The organism is Sphingobium sp. MI1205, from assembly GCF_001563285.1.
Lineage (GTDB): Bacteria > Pseudomonadota > Alphaproteobacteria > Sphingomonadales > Sphingomonadaceae > Sphingobium.
The window spans coordinates 182,281-197,452 of the sequence record NZ_CP005188.1 but is presented as its reverse complement, the minus strand read 5'-3'; the positions used below and the strand labels follow the sequence as shown (position 1 = coordinate 197,452).

General features: G+C 61.3%; 9 protein-coding genes. 6 read left to right on the top strand and 3 right to left on the bottom strand.

The features are described from left to right. Window positions 1–6 precede the first annotated feature (6 nt). Both K663_RS00990 and K663_RS24755 read right to left on the bottom strand, forming a co-directional pair. A complete protein-coding gene (locus tag K663_RS00990; RefSeq protein ID WP_062113004.1) occupies window positions 7–2,634 on the bottom strand; it encodes a glycosyl hydrolase 115 family protein in 2,628 nt (875 codons plus the stop codon). 128 nt (window positions 2,635–2,762) lie between these two features. Then, window positions 2,763–2,930, bottom strand: a complete 168-nt coding sequence (locus tag K663_RS24755) for a hypothetical protein (protein WP_235589476.1) — start codon at window positions 2,928–2,930, stop codon at window positions 2,763–2,765. A 672-nt stretch (window positions 2,931–3,602) separates the two neighbouring features. On the opposite strand from K663_RS24755, the gene K663_RS00975 reads away from it, so the two are divergent. The 6 genes from K663_RS00975 (at window position 3,603) to K663_RS00950 (ending at window position 11,453) form a co-directional block, all read left to right on the top strand. Further along, window positions 3,603–4,700, top strand: a complete 1,098-nt coding sequence (locus K663_RS00975; protein ID WP_083535788.1) for an AI-2E family transporter — start codon at window positions 3,603–3,605, stop codon at window positions 4,698–4,700. A gap of 168 nt (window positions 4,701–4,868) precedes the next feature. After that, entirely contained in the window at window positions 4,869–5,663 is a 795-nt protein-coding gene (locus K663_RS00970; protein ID WP_062112995.1) for an undecaprenyl-diphosphate phosphatase, read from the top strand. 340 nt (window positions 5,664–6,003) lie between these two features. Next, window positions 6,004–8,856, top strand: coding sequence for a TonB-dependent receptor (locus tag K663_RS00965; protein ID WP_062112992.1), 2,853 nt, complete (start codon window positions 6,004–6,006; stop codon window positions 8,854–8,856). Window positions 8,857–8,967: 111 nt separating this feature from the next. Then, the gene (locus tag K663_RS00960; RefSeq protein WP_062112988.1) at window positions 8,968–9,348 is read left to right on the top strand and encodes a fibronectin type III domain-containing protein; all 381 of its coding nucleotides are present in this window, start codon (window positions 8,968–8,970) and stop codon (window positions 9,346–9,348) included. Window positions 9,349–9,553: 205 nt separating this feature from the next. Further along, the gene (locus K663_RS00955; RefSeq protein ID WP_062112985.1) at window positions 9,554–10,336 is read left to right on the top strand and encodes an SDR family oxidoreductase; all 783 of its coding nucleotides are present in this window, start codon (window positions 9,554–9,556) and stop codon (window positions 10,334–10,336) included. 85 nt (window positions 10,337–10,421) lie between these two features. Then, a complete protein-coding gene (locus tag K663_RS00950; protein ID WP_158511136.1) occupies window positions 10,422–11,453 on the top strand; it encodes a helix-turn-helix transcriptional regulator in 1,032 nt (343 codons plus the stop codon). A 148-nt stretch (window positions 11,454–11,601) separates the two neighbouring features. Here K663_RS00950 and car read toward each other — a convergent pair whose 3' ends face one another. Further along, the gene (gene car, locus K663_RS00945; protein ID WP_062112979.1) at window positions 11,602–15,147 is read right to left on the bottom strand and encodes a carboxylic acid reductase; all 3,546 of its coding nucleotides are present in this window, start codon (window positions 15,145–15,147) and stop codon (window positions 11,602–11,604) included. Window positions 15,148–15,172: the final 25 nt, after the last annotated feature.

Sequence of the window (15,172 nt, the reverse complement as noted above, 5' to 3'; positions counted from 1 at the left end):
GCCGTTTTAGGTGGGGGTCGGTCCAAGATAGGACGGGGGTAAGGGCACGGTCGCCAGCACGACTTTCTGGAGCACGACATTGTCGTCCAGCCGCCAGATTTTTACGACATGCCTGCCGGCCGTAAGAGGGCCGAGTTCCGCCGACAGCCTGACGACATTGTTGCGCACAGCCTCCGCCCAGGCCTGCTTGCCCGGCGTGTCCTGCGCGCCGCCGGTCGCTTCGAGCCGGGCCGTGAGCGGCTGGACGGGCTGGTCGTCGATGGAAACGCCGATACGCAGTGCGCCCTGACCGAGCGTGTCCAGGGTCGGCGCAAGGAACAGCGTGAGAGTCGCGGGGCCGGGCCTGTCCATGACCATGTCATATTCGAGACGGACGCCATCCCGTTCGCTCGTCGCCGCCTGCCCCTGCGGCAGCGCGAGAACGCCGCCTGCCGTGCGCCCAAGATTTGGAATGTTCGTCCATCGCAGGCCGGGACCATGATGCGCGCGATTGAACGTCCCTGCCTCGCGCGCGACGATTCCCGGCTGGCGGGGCGCAGATGTGACGAAGGTCGGCTGGCGTCGCCGCTTGCCGTCTGGCGTATCGCCGCCGACCCGGATGATGCTGGGCATCGTCTGTTGCGTGGGATCATTCCAGATGACGTAATTCATGTGGACCTGGTTCATCATGCCATCCCACTTGCCGCCGTTTATCGTATGATAGCGCTCGGTCAGGGCACCGTCCCGCGCATAGGCCGTCTCGACCTCGGTTGCGAAATAGTTGGCGCGCGCGTCGTTCGACGCGGCGAGTTTCCGGTTCCAGGCGGTGGAATAATGAAGGCGATAGAGGTTGGCCATCGCGGAGACCGGGAATTCAAGCAACTGGTAATAGGCGTCCGCCTGCTCCGGCGGCAGCTTGCCGCGTACCGCCAGCATACGGGCTTCCAGCGCGTTCCACTCATCGACCATCTGGCCGAACTCGGCGCCGTCCAGAGCTTCCGCCGTCGCCTCGCCCAGGGGAAAGCTGTCCTGATCGATCAGCTCGGGCTTACGCCGCGCCGCCAATTTGCTGTAGGTCGTCATGATGTCGCCAATCTCGACGGCTTGGTGCGGGCCGAAACTTGCTCGCGCCCAGGCGTGCGGATAGGCTTGCAGGGCTTCGGGCGTCATCGCTTCGGGATTCCATGCCATCGACAGGAAGAAACCCAGAGGAAATTCCATCGGTTTGATATCGCCGACATTGGCGATCCATATCTGTCTGGCGCCGCGCTGATAGGCCAGATCCATCTGCTGCCAGATCTTTTCGATCTGATTGGTGTTGAGCCATTTGTAGTTGCGCGGAACCCCGACATAATCGAAATGATAATAGACCCCATAGCCGCCTAGGCGGGGCGGCGAACCCAGAGGCGGAAGCCGGCGAATCTGCCCCCAATTGTCATCCGCGAACAGCAGCGTGACGTCGTCGGGCGCCTTCATGCCGTGGTCGTAATAGTCCTGTACTTCCTTGTAGAGCGCCCAGAGCTGTGGCGTATCGCTGGCCGGTCTTTTCGTGACCTCCGCGATGATCTTGCGCTGGTCGGCGACGATGCGTTCAAGCAACTCGGTCGCCGTGCCCTCCACCATGGCCTCGTCGCCGTCGCCGCGCATGCCCACGGTGACCAGCGACTCATAGACCTGCCCCTTGCCCTTGGAGACCATCCTTTCGATGCCGCCGCGCCAGAAGGCGCGAAGGTTCTCACCGTTTTTGGTATAATCCCAAAGGCCGCCGGTGACGCCCTGGTCCGTATGTCGATGCCACTCGTCCTGGGCGCGCAGCATCGGTTCATGATGGGAATTGCCGATCACGACGCCCATTGAATCGGCGACGATCATATTATTGGGGTCGTCGGCGGCGAACGCCTTGGGCGCCCACATGGCGGGCCAGAGATAATTGCCCTTCATCCGCAACAGCAGTTCGAACACATGCGCATACATCGCCGCATTGATGCCGCCGAACTTCTTTTTGGCCCATCCGCTGAAGCAGGGATCCTCGTCATTGATGAAGAAGCCGCGGTAGCGAACCTTCGGCTGGTCGATCCGGGGTTCCGACGGGATGGTGACATTTTGCCGACGCTGGACCGGGACGTCGGCGAACCAGTGCCATGCCGACACGCCGACCTGCTCGCACAGGTCGTAGACCCCGAACGCTGCCCCGCGACGGTCGGAGCCGATGATGACGAGCGCTTCCGGCACGCCTGGAAATGGTCGGTCGACCACCAGGCGGAGATGGGCTTCCCACTGGCCCCTGATGCGGGACACGTCGATCCTCCGCCCCGCCACCAGCGCATCGATGGCCGGGCTTTGCCCCAGGACGCCGATCAGCACGACCGGACCGTTTGTCGCCCCCACATCGGTATGAACCTGTGGCGACCGTCCGGATGCGCGTCTGATATCCTCGGCCAAGCATCGGGCGGCGAAATGGACCGCCGAATCCGCACTCTCCTCAACGACGAGGGTGGCTGGCGATCCATCGGTGATGAGCGGAAACTCTTGTCGGCGGCCTGCGACCGTGCTCCAAGAGGTGCTTGCAGAGGCTTTCGAGATAGCCGCGCACATGCCGGCTCCCGCCGCACCCGTAAGCAGTCGCCGACGCGACAGCATAATCGTCGCTCTCATGATCCTCGCCTCCTTCAATTTATGATAGCGTTACCAGATACCGACTCTCCCAGGCTTATCAACACCAATTATTTGCTGCGGCCGGAAGGTCGATCCGCCGTCCCATCTGGTTCGGATTCATGAAATATCTATTGGGGCTCTTCAATGCTCTGGCCCGTGGCCATCGGTTCGAAGCTGGACGCGAAGGCATCGACATGGTCGTCGACGATGAAGCGATCGGCTTTGCCCTCTATCAGACCATCTGCCGGTCGCTCCATATCGCCACGGAAGAGGGCACGCGGCGCTCTTCCAGCCACGCTTCGACTTCCTCCAGATCCCGCATCAAGCATCGTAGCGTGAGATTGAAGCGGCGAGGGAAGTCACCGCCCTTCCCCATGATCGTGCTTCGGCGAGCGGCACGATCAGTCGGTGTTCATGTCGTCGAATAGTTCGTGGCAGCCCCGTCAGCACGGCGGCGGGGCCGGAGTATCCTACCGGATTTCTATCGTCGTCATCCTGATACGGCATCATCAGACGGCATCATCAGGACGCGTCCGCGCCCCGGCGCACCGCGCCTTGCGCTTGGAGGCGTTCGCGCCCGGTTCTGACCGGGGCTGAAAGGAAATCCGTGGTCGAACTGAGGCCGTCTTGCAAAAGGGGGCCAGGAAACAGAGACGCAGGGCAGTTCGGGGTTGCCAGTGATCGCCAGTCCGGGCTTGCAGGGCTGAGGCGCATTTCCATGACGCCCGCGACCAGCAGGATCGTGGCCCTGATGGGTCCGAGGAAACGGGCCTTCGTCGCTTCAACCTTCCGCATCGCTCTCCTCGGGCGTGTCGGCAAACGTCAGCCGATACTTTCGCGGCGCGCTCCAGAAAGAGTCTTGCATCGCTGGCCGCGCGGGCGGCGACGCGCCTATGCAATGCATTTCACGAGCGAGCTGATACGCCGCCAGAGGTTGCGCGGCAGTCCATCCACGATACAAGCGCTGTATGAGCGATAATAATCCTGGCGAAGCACTCGCAGCAGAACGACGGCGCGAGACAGCGCTGCCGCCGTTGCAATTTGATCATGGACGGATCGCCATCGCCACGTTGATCGTCGTGGCTATCGTGGGCATGGCGTGGCTTGCGATCGAACTGACCCGCTTCCTGATGCTCGTTTTTGCAGCAGTCGTGATCGCGGCAGTCTTCGACGCGATCGCCTCCTGGCTCTGCCGCATAACTCGGATGAAGCGTCCGGTTGCACTTGCGCTATCGGTGATCGGCATGCTTGCGCTCTTCATCGGCGCATTCGTGCTATTCGGCTCGCAGCTCGCGCGTGAATTCGACACGATCCGAGAGACGGTTCCGCGCGCCATTCAGGCGGTCGAAGGCTTCCTCGACCGTTACGGACTGGGCGAGCGGGTGCGGGAGCTGGCCGAAATCGGCGGTGACGACATTTCCCGCCTCGCGTCGCAGGCTGGAGGCTATGCAATGGCCGCCGGCAGTGGCTTGGCCGACTTCGTCCTTGTGCTTGTCGCTGCGATCTTCCTTGCGAGCGACCCTGCGACCTATCGAAGGGGACTGCTTCTCCTTATCCCTGCAAGAGCCGAAGAAATTGCCGCTCTGGCGCTCAATGATGCCTCGGTCGGGCTGCGCGGGTGGATGGTTGGTCAGGCAGTCTCGTCAATGGTCGTCGCCGGGCTGACCTGGGCAGGGCTCGCGCTGCTCGGCGTGCCTGCGGCGGGCGGGCTTGGCGTTATCGCCGGCCTGCTCGATATCATTCCCATGGTCGGTCCGGTTATCGCGGGTGTTCCCGCTGTCCTCCTTGCCTTCACCGTAACGCCTATGACGGCGCTTTGGACGCTACTCCTGTTCCTCGCCATCCAGCAGCTGCAGGGCAATTTCCTGCAGCCCATGATTCAGAAGCATGCGGTGGATGTCCCGCCAGCTGTGCTGCTGTTCGCGGTGTTTGCCGCCGGCCTGTTGTTCGGTTTCATTGGAGTGCTGCTCGCGGCACCGTTGACGATAGTCGTCTATGTCCTGATCCAGCGCGTGTACGTGCGAGCCATGCTCGGAAAGCCGATCAAGGTAGCAGGAGAGGATTAAACCAGCGGAAAGCCGGCCTTGCCAGCCGAGGGTTTGGCTTAAGCTAGCCGGCTTGTCGCATTTCCAGCGAGGCTTCAAAGCGCGACTTCGGGACAATGGCTCACAAACCCCGTCGCTTAATACAGCCAGAAGTTTTCAATTCGATACAATAGGGATCCTGATCGACCCATGACCTTCTTCCAGCAACTGCTCATCGCCGTCGTTCAGGGCATCACCGAGTTTCTCCCGATCTCCTCATCCGGTCACCTGATCCTCATCCCGCATTTCACCGACTTCCCAGATCAGGGTCCATTGATCGACGTCGCGGTCCATGTCGGCTCGCTGCTTGCCATCATCATTTATTTCTTCCGCGATGTGCGCGGTCTGGCACAAGGTGGGCTGGCCACCGTCGGAGTGGGGCGCGCCGACGAGCAAAAGCGCCTGTTCCTCTGGATTGTCATCGGCACGATCCCGGCGGTCCTGGTCGGACTGTTTCTCAAGACCGGCGGCTTTCTCGACCAGTTCCGATCGACCGATCTCGTCGCGTTTAACCTGATCTTCTACGGGCTTTTGCTAGGCGCCGCGGATCGGTGGGGGCGGCAGGAACGCCACTACGAGGACATGCGCCTGAAGGACGCCATCATCGTCGGGCTCGCCCAGGCGCTGGCTCTCATTCCGGGTACGAGCCGTTCCGGCGTGACCATGACGGCGGCGCGGGTACTGGGCTTCCACCGCGCCGAAGCGGCGCGCTTCTCATTTCTATTGTCGATCCCGGCGGTTGCCGGAGCCGGGCTTCTCGCAGGGCTCGACCTCGCCGAGGCGACGCGCGAGATGCAATGGGATGCATTCGTCGCTGGCGTACTGACCTTCGTCGCCGCCTTCATCACGATGGCCGGCCTGATGCGGTTTCTGCGGACAAAGTCGATGACCGTCTTCGTACTGTATCGGGTCGGACTGGGCGCCATACTGCTCGCCTTTTTCTAGAGCCGGATACGCAGGTCCGGCACGCCGGGTCGGCGCGCCAGACCGATGGACACGCGCATCAAGGCGCCCCCTCTCGACGCTGCGCGATCGCCCGGAACCCTTCACGGGCGCCTGGCGATCACGCTTGGCAACGCAAAGGAATAGCTGACCGTCGTCCTCAATTACGGGCGGAAATGTCAATCAAGCTGGTCGCATGAGATACAGAGTTCCGAACACTGCAACTGGACAGTCATATTAACGTCGCGCCGTTGCAATGGAAACATCCTCAAAATGCAAAGCATTACTGCCAGTGCCCCTGCCAACTCGCATTCAAGGCGAGAATTTCATCAGGGGGCTAATCATGCGTTTGAGACGGGGTATTCGTCATAATCTTTCGGTCTGTTCCGCTCTTCTGGCGGCGACAGTGCTTTCGAGCCCCGCTTTCGCGGGCACGGTCAGCGGCGTGGTGACCGACGGCACCGGCACGCGGGCGCTTGAAGGCGCCGAGATCACCATTGTCGAGCTTGGCCGCACGGTCGAAGCCCAGGGCGACGGCAGCTATCGCTTCACCGACGTCCCAGCAGGCACCTACACATTGCGCGCGCATTATAGCGGGGTGGCGGACTATCGCGAGACGATCACGGTGTCCGAAACGGGAGACATCAACAAAATCATCCTGCTCGGCAGCGACGGCAGCACCATCCTGGTGATCGGTCAACAGGCCAGTCTGGCCAGTTCGCTGTCGCGCCAGCGGGCTGCCGACGGCGTGGAAAATGTGCTCACCCGCGACGCGGTCGGCCAATTTCCCGACCAGAATGTCGCCGAGGCGGTGCGCCGCGCACCGGGCGTCAACGTCCTCAACGACCAGGGCGAAGGCCGCTTCATCGCCGTGCGCGGTCTCGATCCCTCGCTCAACGCTGCTTCGCTCAATGGTGTGCGCGTGCCGGCTCCCGAGGCGGACACACGCTCGGTGGCGCTTGACGTAGTCGCTTCTGAACTGATCGAATCGATCGAAATCAAGAAATCGCTGACACCCGACATGGACGGCGACACGATCGGTGCCTCGGTCGAGATCAACACGACCAGCGCTTTCGATCGGCGCAAGGATCTTCTCGCCGCGTCGATCGAAGGCTCGTACAACCACTATGCCGACGCGGTCACCCCCAAGGGCAGCTTCGACTTCTCAACGCGTCTCACCGACAATTTCGGCATTGCCGGGGGCGCCTCCTACTACAAGCGTCGGTTCGAAACCGACAATATCGAAGCCGAAGACTATACCGACGAGGGCTATGCTGAGAGCATCGAATATCGCGACTATGACGTGCGCCGCCTGCGCACCGGCGGCTCTTTGTCGCTCGACTGGCGGCCGGCGCCATCGACCAAGCTCTATGCCAAGGGCATCTACAACCGTTTCTCTGATCAGGAAGACCGTCGCCGCCTGGTCTTCGACCTCGGCGATGCCAATCTTACCTCGGCCAGTGGTACGTCATTCAGCCTCAACAGCGGCGTGCCGGGCGACGACGAAGATGAATCGCGCATCCGCGTCGAACGCGACCTCAAGGACCGGTTCGAAGTGCAAAAGATCCAGTCGTACCAGATCGGCGGTGTGACCGAGAGCGGGCCCTGGACCTTCAAATATTCCGCCGCCTGGTCGCGCGCCGAAGAGATTGAGAACGGATCGATCGATCCCGTCGTGTTCCGTCGCGATTTTGAAGCGGTCGAGGGCGACGACCTGACCGTCGATTTCGACTATTCCGATTACAAGATTCCGCTCTACGCCATTTCCGGGCCGAGCGCCGCGGACTTCAACGATCCGTCGCAATATGAATTCGACAAGCTTGAGCGCACAACGTTAAGCCGTTCGACCGATCGCGAGTGGAATTTCCGCGGCGACATCGCCTACGCCATTCCGCTGGATCAGGGGACATTCACCGTTCAGGGCGGGGGCAAGGCGCGGCTGCGGCAAAAGAATTACGATCTGACGCTGGACGTTTTCGACGGCTTTGGCGGCGATTTCACACTGAATGACGCGCTTGGCACACAGACCTATCGCCTCGCCGAATTGGGACCAGTTGTGAAGAAACGCGGCGTGCGCGGCTTCTTCAGCGACAATTTCAATGACTTCGAGCTGAATGCCATCGACACGGCGATCGAGTCCAGCATCGCGGATTATCGCGTAGGCGAGGATGTCTATTCGGGCTATCTTATGGGCCGCTACGACGCCGGACCGCTGCGGGTTATCGGCGGCGTCCGCGTCGAGCGGACCAGGAATGACCTGCAGGGCAATTTCGTCACGCTGCTGACCGAAGGCACTGAAGTCGATGGCGAAGAGCTTGACGAAGATATCGTCAGCGTCACGCCCAGCCGGATCAAGCGCAGCTACACCGACTGGCTACCGAGCGCGCTCGTCCGCTATGAGGCGACCGACAAGCTCATCTTGCGTCTCGGCGCGTTCAAGAGCCTTGTCCGCCCGGGTATTGGCCAGCTCGCCCCGCGCGTTCAGGCCGAGCGCGACGGCGACGATTCTTCAGTGGATGTCGGCAATCCCAACCTCAAGCCTTATCGCGCATGGAATATCGACGCTGGCGCCGAATGGTATTTCGCACCGTCGAGCGTCCTTCAGGGCGGTTTCTTCTACAAGAAGCTGAAGGACTACATCGTCGAACAGGAAATCGAGGATTATGCGCTGAACGGCTTCACCTATGACGAAGCGACGATCCGCTTCAACTCCGGTGACGCTGAAATCAAGGGTCTCGAACTGGCCTACGCACAAAGCTTCCGGATGCTCCCCGCGCCGTTCGACGGCCTGCTGGCCAACCTCAACTATACCTTCACCGATGCCGACGGCCAGGTGCCCACCGAGGACGGCTTCCGCGACATCCCGTTGCTCAACGCGGCACGGCACACGTTCAACGTTGTGCTCGGCTATGAGAAGGGGCCGCTCAGCATCCGGTTCGCTGGCACCTATCGCGATGAATATCTCGACGAGTTGGCAGGCAGCGCGGAGGAAGACCGCTATGTCCGCAATCACTTCCAGCTCGACGCGAGCGCCAAGTTCCGCGTCCTGCCCAATGTCACGATCTTCGGCGAGTTCGTGAACATCAACAATGCGAAATATGTCGCCTTCCAGCGCGGCACCGGAAATGGACGCCAACTGCTCCAATATGAAAAGTACGGCTACACCGCCAAATTCGGCGTTCGGGCAAACTTTTAAGGAAGTTGCGATGACAGGTTTCGCATCGCTTCGTACGACAGTCAGCGCCATCCTCATGGGTGGCGCTGCCTGCGCCGCCCCTCCTGCGCCGCCCCTCTTGCGGCGCAACCCGTGCCGCATTCGCCTGGCCAGCCCTATGCGGCGCGCAATTTGCCCGACCGCATCGTGTTGACGCCAGGAGCCGATCCGGTCCGCGAGATGGCGGTCGCCTGGCGGACGGACGGCAGCCAGGCTGCGGTCGAAGCCCAGATCGCTCCCGCGATCGACGGGCCGAGCCTGGAGGCGCGAGCGAAACTTGTCACGGGCACAAGCTCAGCGATCACCACCCAGAACGGTCAGGCGCGCTATCATCAGGCCCGCTTCACCGGGCTCAATTGCGTGACGATGAGAGCGGCAAATTGCTCGCGGACTTCGCACGCGACATCGCTGATCCGAAGGCGACGACCTTCTGTCTCTTTGCCGCTAATCATGGCCAGCTGCTCGAAAAGCTGAAGTCACCTCCGCCGACCGATGCAATGCGTCAACAAAGTGGTAGAGGACATGCTCGCCGGGGATAAGGCGCGCCGCCATCTCATGAGCATTGCAGACGAACGGTGGCCTTTACAGGAGTTTCGGCTCTAGCTTAGATGTGATAAGTAGATGAGCACAGCCGGACAGTCGGCGCAGGCCACCGACGCAAGAGTGGAGAGGAAAGCATATGGGCAAGAGTCTTGAAGGCCGCGCTGTGGTCGTGACGGGGGCTTCGAGCGGCATCGGCCGCGCCATCGCCGTCGACCTGGGGGCACACGGCGCCGATGTCTGCCTGGTCGGCCGGTCCGAGGAAGAGTTGGCGCGCACGGCAGAGTTGATCACGCAGGCCGGCGGGCCCAAGCCGACCGCCGTGGCGATGAACCTTCAAGAACGCGGACCGCTCGGCGATCTGATCGACAGGATCGGCAAGGAGCATCCGCATTTCTTCGCGGTCATCAACAATGCGGGCGTGATGTATCCCGAACCGCTGATGGAAGGCACTATCGAGCGCTGGCAAGCGATGCTCGACATCAACGTCATGGCCCAATTGGAAGGCAGTCAGGCAGCCGTCCGCGCGATGCGGGCCCATGGCAAGCCGGGCCATGTCATCAATATCGGTTCGGTCCAGGGCAGTTTTGAGGAACCGGGCGTCTACGGCATTTCCAAAAAGGCCGCGGAGATGATCGGGGCGACGCTGCGCAAGGAAGTCGAACGTGACGATATCCGCGTCTCCACCGTCGTTCTGGGCGGTTTCGCGACCAATCTGGCGCGTGACTTTAACCCCGAAACCATGTCCAACCTGGCAGGCAATCTGGAACGGCTGGGCATCGACCCGCAAAGCACGGACATGAGCAAGATCGTCGGCGATCCGCAGCATGTGGCCAATGTCGTGCGCTACATCCTGGAACAGCCGATCGACATCAATCTTCACGAGGTTTTCATTCGTCCGCCCATCAGCACGAAGGCCTGACAGGCTACTGACAACAGGTGTGAACTCCATATAAAGCAGGGGAGCGGGGCTGATGATCAAGGAAATGACGCACAGCAGTCAAACTATGCCAAGCGGATTTGCAGAGCATATTCCCGCTGCGCTCCCCTCAACCTCCCCACCCGTTCCCGGCCCCGCCGACGGATCCTTTTCCGAACTGATCATGCAGGATCTGAGGGCCGAAAATGGCTATGGCCGGATCGTGCAGTTCACGCCCGACGACGTGATCTCCATTTCGGCCAGTGCAAAGCCCGTCATTTACGCCGTGCTGGAAGGAGAGGTGGTGATACAGTCGGGCCGGCGGTTGGCCCGGCTGGAGGCGGGGGACGTGGGCCTCATCTTCTACGGCGATGAGCACAGGCTGGGTAATGGCAAAGCGTCTGCTAGGCTGGCGACGCCCCCCATACCTCTTCGCCCACCTGAATCGCTCGAAACTGTCCGCTTCGGCGAAGGCCCCGCCCAGGCGGTGGTCATGCAGTGCTTCCTGGAACTGTCCTATGTGGGGCGGACTGCCTATTCCAATCGCGCGATGCCCAAGCTGGTCGCGCTACGCTCCGGAACGAGCAAGATCGGCGACGACGGCGACATCGAATTGCGCGCCTTCCCCTTCGATCCCGAACTGCTACACGCGGAACTGCGCGGTATTGGGGGTTATGCGCTGGCCTATTCCTTCGCGAACATGGAATTATGCCAGGCGCTGCGCTGCTACACGACCAAGATCTGGGGCGGCCGGGAATATCGCGACGTTCGCAGTCCCAACCGTCGCCGCATGACCGCCATCATGCGTGAAGTCTGCGCGCGACCAGAACATGACTGGAGCGTGGAACGAATGGCGCGCTATGTCGGCCTGTCCCGTTCAGCCTTCGCCGCGGCGTTTCAGGAACTGGTGGGCGAGGCACCGATCGGTTTCCTCACCCGAGAAAGGATGAAACGCGCTGCAAAGCTGCTGCTCGACCAGTCGCTATCCATGCAGGAAGTCGGCAAGAGGGTGGGCTATGAAATTGAAAGCTCCTTCGCGCGCGCGTTCAAGCGCCACTGGGGCGTTTCCCCCCGCGCCTTCATTCAAAGGCGTAATCATGACGAGCAATCGCTGAACTAATCTGAGCATTGCGCGCAGAAGCGGGAGCCGCTTCTGCGCAAGAAGTCACGGTACGACCAAGAAACCCGCGGCCGACGCGACAGCGTGTTTCCCGGCGGCAAGGCGAAGGGGCGATGGTCTGTGCCATCGCCCCTTTCTTCTTCGGTCTTTAGGCCGCCACTGCCTCGGGCTCGGCGATCAGGCCGCGTTTCTGCATGTCAGCCAGATATTTGTGGATATAGGCCTCATCAAGGTGGGGCATGACCGGGCCGACCTTCAGCGACTTGACGCGCTTTGCAAAGTCGCTGCTGTCCAGCGGGCTTTCCCTTGCTTCGTGGGGCTGGGCGAAATGCGCCAGAATGTTGATCGAGCTATTCTGCCGATCCTCTTCCGACAAATTGCGGAGCTTGCCCTCGAACCGTTCTGCCCAGGCGCTATGATCGGCGATATGATCGACGCGATAGCCGGCGCTTTCAATCCAGTCCGCAAAGGAGTCGAGCGAATAGCCATCATCATGGTCGTTGACCATGTTGAAGCTCTGGAAGCCGGTATAGGGCTCCGCGCCAACCTCCCGGATCATCGCCGCCAGGAAGTCGACCGGCAGACCATCATAATGGGCGCGAGGCCGATTGCCGTTGGCGTCCAGCGCATAGAAGGATTTGGGCGCCAGACCCGTCTTGACCAGGCTGAAGAGCAGCCGGGTGATCATGTCCGTCTCATTATATTGACCGGAATAGTTACGATGCGGCAGGATCATGTTCGGGCGGAATATATTGACCGGCAACCCGAACAGCTCATTGGCTTCGCGCAGCAGCACTTCGCCTGCCCACTTGCTTGCGGCATATCCGTTCGCATATCCATCGCTCAGCCGAACCGGATCGGGCACGTCGCGCACATCGGTCGCCTCGGGCGCGCCGGTGAGCGAAGGCAGAAGCGCCGGAACACCAACGGTCGAAATATAATCGAACCGCTTGAGCTTGGACGTCAGCGCCAGCGCGATCAGTTCGGCCGTACCCAGAACGTTGGGCGCGAAAAGATTGGCGTAAGACAGGCGATGGTTCACCAAGGCCGCGGAGTGGACGATCTGATCCAGCTCGCGCGTCAGCATGTCATAGGTCTCGCTGTCCAGGCCAAACCGCTTTTCGGCAAGATCGCCGCACAGCACGCGCAGGTGCCGATCCGCAAGCTGCCGGAACCGGGCCAGTAGCGCGGCATCGCCTCTGTCGAACGCCGCTTCGAGCCGCGCTCTGGCTTCCGCCTCGGTCTTTCCCCGTGCCAGGCAATAGACGGTGCCGCCGCGCGGCGCGACATGTTCCAGCCATTCAAGGCACAGGAAGCGGCCAAGAAAGCCGTTGGCGCCCGTGACGAGGACATTTTTTGCCTCTGCGGCTGGCGGTGCGGCGTGCGACGCATCGGTCAGCAGGGCCTCGTCGATCATCTTGTAGAGCTTAAGGTCGCTGGGCCGGAGCAGGTCGGGGTCGGGATGCACGTCCGACATGCGCACCGTCTCACCCGATTGGGCACGGTCGACATGCTCGGCGAGCCATTGCACCGTCGCGGCCGGGTGAAGGATTGCACTGACGGGAACAGTAACGCCGAACATTTCTTCGAAAAGCAGCGAAAGGCCCACCGCACCCAGCGAGTCACCGCCAAGATCGCCGTAGCTGCGCGGATTATCGGCGTCTACCTGGGGCAGGCCCAGATTGGCCTTGAAGGCGCCGGCGACACGCTCCGCCGTCGTACCGTCGGCGCTGGCGCGCAGGCGGGCGAGTTCGACCTGCTGCTGCTTGTCCATTTCCTCATACATGGATTCCAGCTGATCGACATATTTGCGCTTGATATTGGGACGAAGCGGCTTGCGCGCGCTCGACAACAATCCATTTTCATAGGTGAACCGCTCATGTTCGATGAGAACGTCGCGGGGAATCTCGAAATTCTTGAGTTCGGCCTTTCGTGCAACTGTCTTGAATTCAGACAGGATCAGCTCGCGCAGTTCCGCCTCGTTCGGATCATGCCCCAACATTGCGCGCGCGACACTGAGATCGGGCACGACCACTGCAAGAAGATAGGAGCGGTATGAGCTGCCGTAGACGAAAATTTGCTCGATGAGGGAGCTGTTGCCCAGATAGGTCGTTTCCAGCGGCCCAACCGCAACAAATTCGGCCTGGCTCAGCTTGATGACGTTGCCACGCCGGTCGACCCACACCAGATGATCAGGCCCGCGCTGTTCCATTATGTCGCCGGTCTTGAGGAAGTTATCCTCCGAAAAAACAGCGGCGGTCGCTTCGGGGCGTTTGAAATAGCCCTGGAACATCTTGCTGGTCTTCACGTAGAGCTCGCCGCGCGGATAGGGCTTGTCGGTCGTGAAATAGCCCAGTTCAGGCACGTCAACCAACTTGAACTCGGTGATCATGTTGGACGTCAGTCGGTTTTCCGAAGTCATCGCCGCGGCGCCGGCCTCCGTCTGACCATAGCCTTCGACCAGCGGCATTTCCCAGCATTCGGCGATGAAGCGGCGCACTTCCGGCGCGGTTGGCGAAGAGCCGACGCCGCCGCCGCAGAGGCGATCGCCCAGATAGCTGGCCCTCATTTCCTGGCGCACGGCCGCGTCGGCCATGGCCTCCTTTTCACCCAGGGTGACGCGACGCTGCACTTCGGACTGATAATGCTGATAGATGAGTTCGCAAACGCGCGGGATGAACAGGATCATCGTCGGCCGTGTGATCCGGAAGTCATCGAACAATGTCGACATGTCGCTGCGCAAGGTGAAGTTGGCCGTCCCTCCCTGCGCCAGGGTCGAATGTACCATTGTGCGTCCCATGAAATGATTCATGGGTGCATAGGCGACTTGCACGGTCGGCCGGTAAGCGGGGATGGTTTCGTTCCAGAACTGGGAACTGATGGCGTCATGGATGATCGCGCCCTTGGGCTTGCCCGTGCTGCCCGAGGTATACATGATCATCGACACATGATCGGGGGTTGTTTCGGCAAGCGGCTGGAATTCATGGATGCTGCCATAGTCGACCGCGGCGTCGAAGGTGATGAGGGCCACGCGGCCCCCCGCCTTGGCCAACGTCGCGCGGGCTGCGGCGATCGCATCACGGTCATCGTCCACTCGCTCGTCGGCGTCGAGCACGATCAGGCTGCGGATCGTGTCCTGGTCGATGGCGTAGCCGACCGCCAGTTCCAGATTGTCGATCGAGGCGGCAAGCACGGTCGGCGCCACGTCCGTCAGGATTTGGCGCATGTCGGGAGCAGGCAGGTTGGCCTGCAGCGGCACCGAAACGGTTTGGGCATAGTTGCAGGCCAGGTCGACCGCCGCCATTTCAGCACCGGTGAAGGCGATGAACGAGATCTTGTCTCCGGGTGCGGCGCGATGGTCGGGATGGTGTTTCCACAGGTTCGCGATCCCTTCGACCTGCCTGCGCAATTCGCCGTAGCTGATCGTGTCGAAGCGCATGTCATACCGCCGCACCGTCCGGCCAGCCGCATCCTGCTCAAGCGTGTAGTGGCGAGAGCCGAAGGCAGGGCGGTCCGCATAGCCCTCGAGCACCGTCGCTATGATCTGCCGATAGGAAAGGGCTGGATCCTTGATTGCTTCCGTCACCTTAGGATCGGGAATCCGTGCCGCCATTTCCGGGTCGCTGATCGACATTTGCTGCACGCGGGCCACCGCTTTTTCAACGAGGTGACTTTGGTCGAATTCTGTAGCCATGGAATTATCCTCAATAATTTTCCTG

Excerpts from the sequence above, each read along its gene's own strand:
- K663_RS00970 (WP_062112995.1), top strand. The coding sequence starts at position 4,869 with ATGACCTTCTTCCAGCAACTGCTCATCGCCGTCGTTCAGGGCATCACC.
- K663_RS00990 (WP_062113004.1), bottom strand. The coding sequence starts at position 2,634 with ATGAGAGCGACGATTATGCTGTCGCGTCGGCGACTGCTTACGGGTGCG.
- K663_RS00950 (WP_158511136.1), top strand. The coding sequence starts at position 10,422 with ATGCCAAGCGGATTTGCAGAGCATATTCCCGCTGCGCTCCCCTCAACC.
- K663_RS00975 (WP_083535788.1), top strand. The coding sequence starts at position 3,603 with ATGAGCGATAATAATCCTGGCGAAGCACTCGCAGCAGAACGACGGCGC.
- K663_RS00965 (WP_062112992.1), top strand. The coding sequence starts at position 6,004 with ATGCGTTTGAGACGGGGTATTCGTCATAATCTTTCGGTCTGTTCCGCT.
- car (WP_062112979.1), bottom strand. The coding sequence starts at position 15,147 with ATGGCTACAGAATTCGACCAAAGTCACCTCGTTGAAAAAGCGGTGGCC.
- K663_RS00955 (WP_062112985.1), top strand. The coding sequence starts at position 9,554 with ATGGGCAAGAGTCTTGAAGGCCGCGCTGTGGTCGTGACGGGGGCTTCG.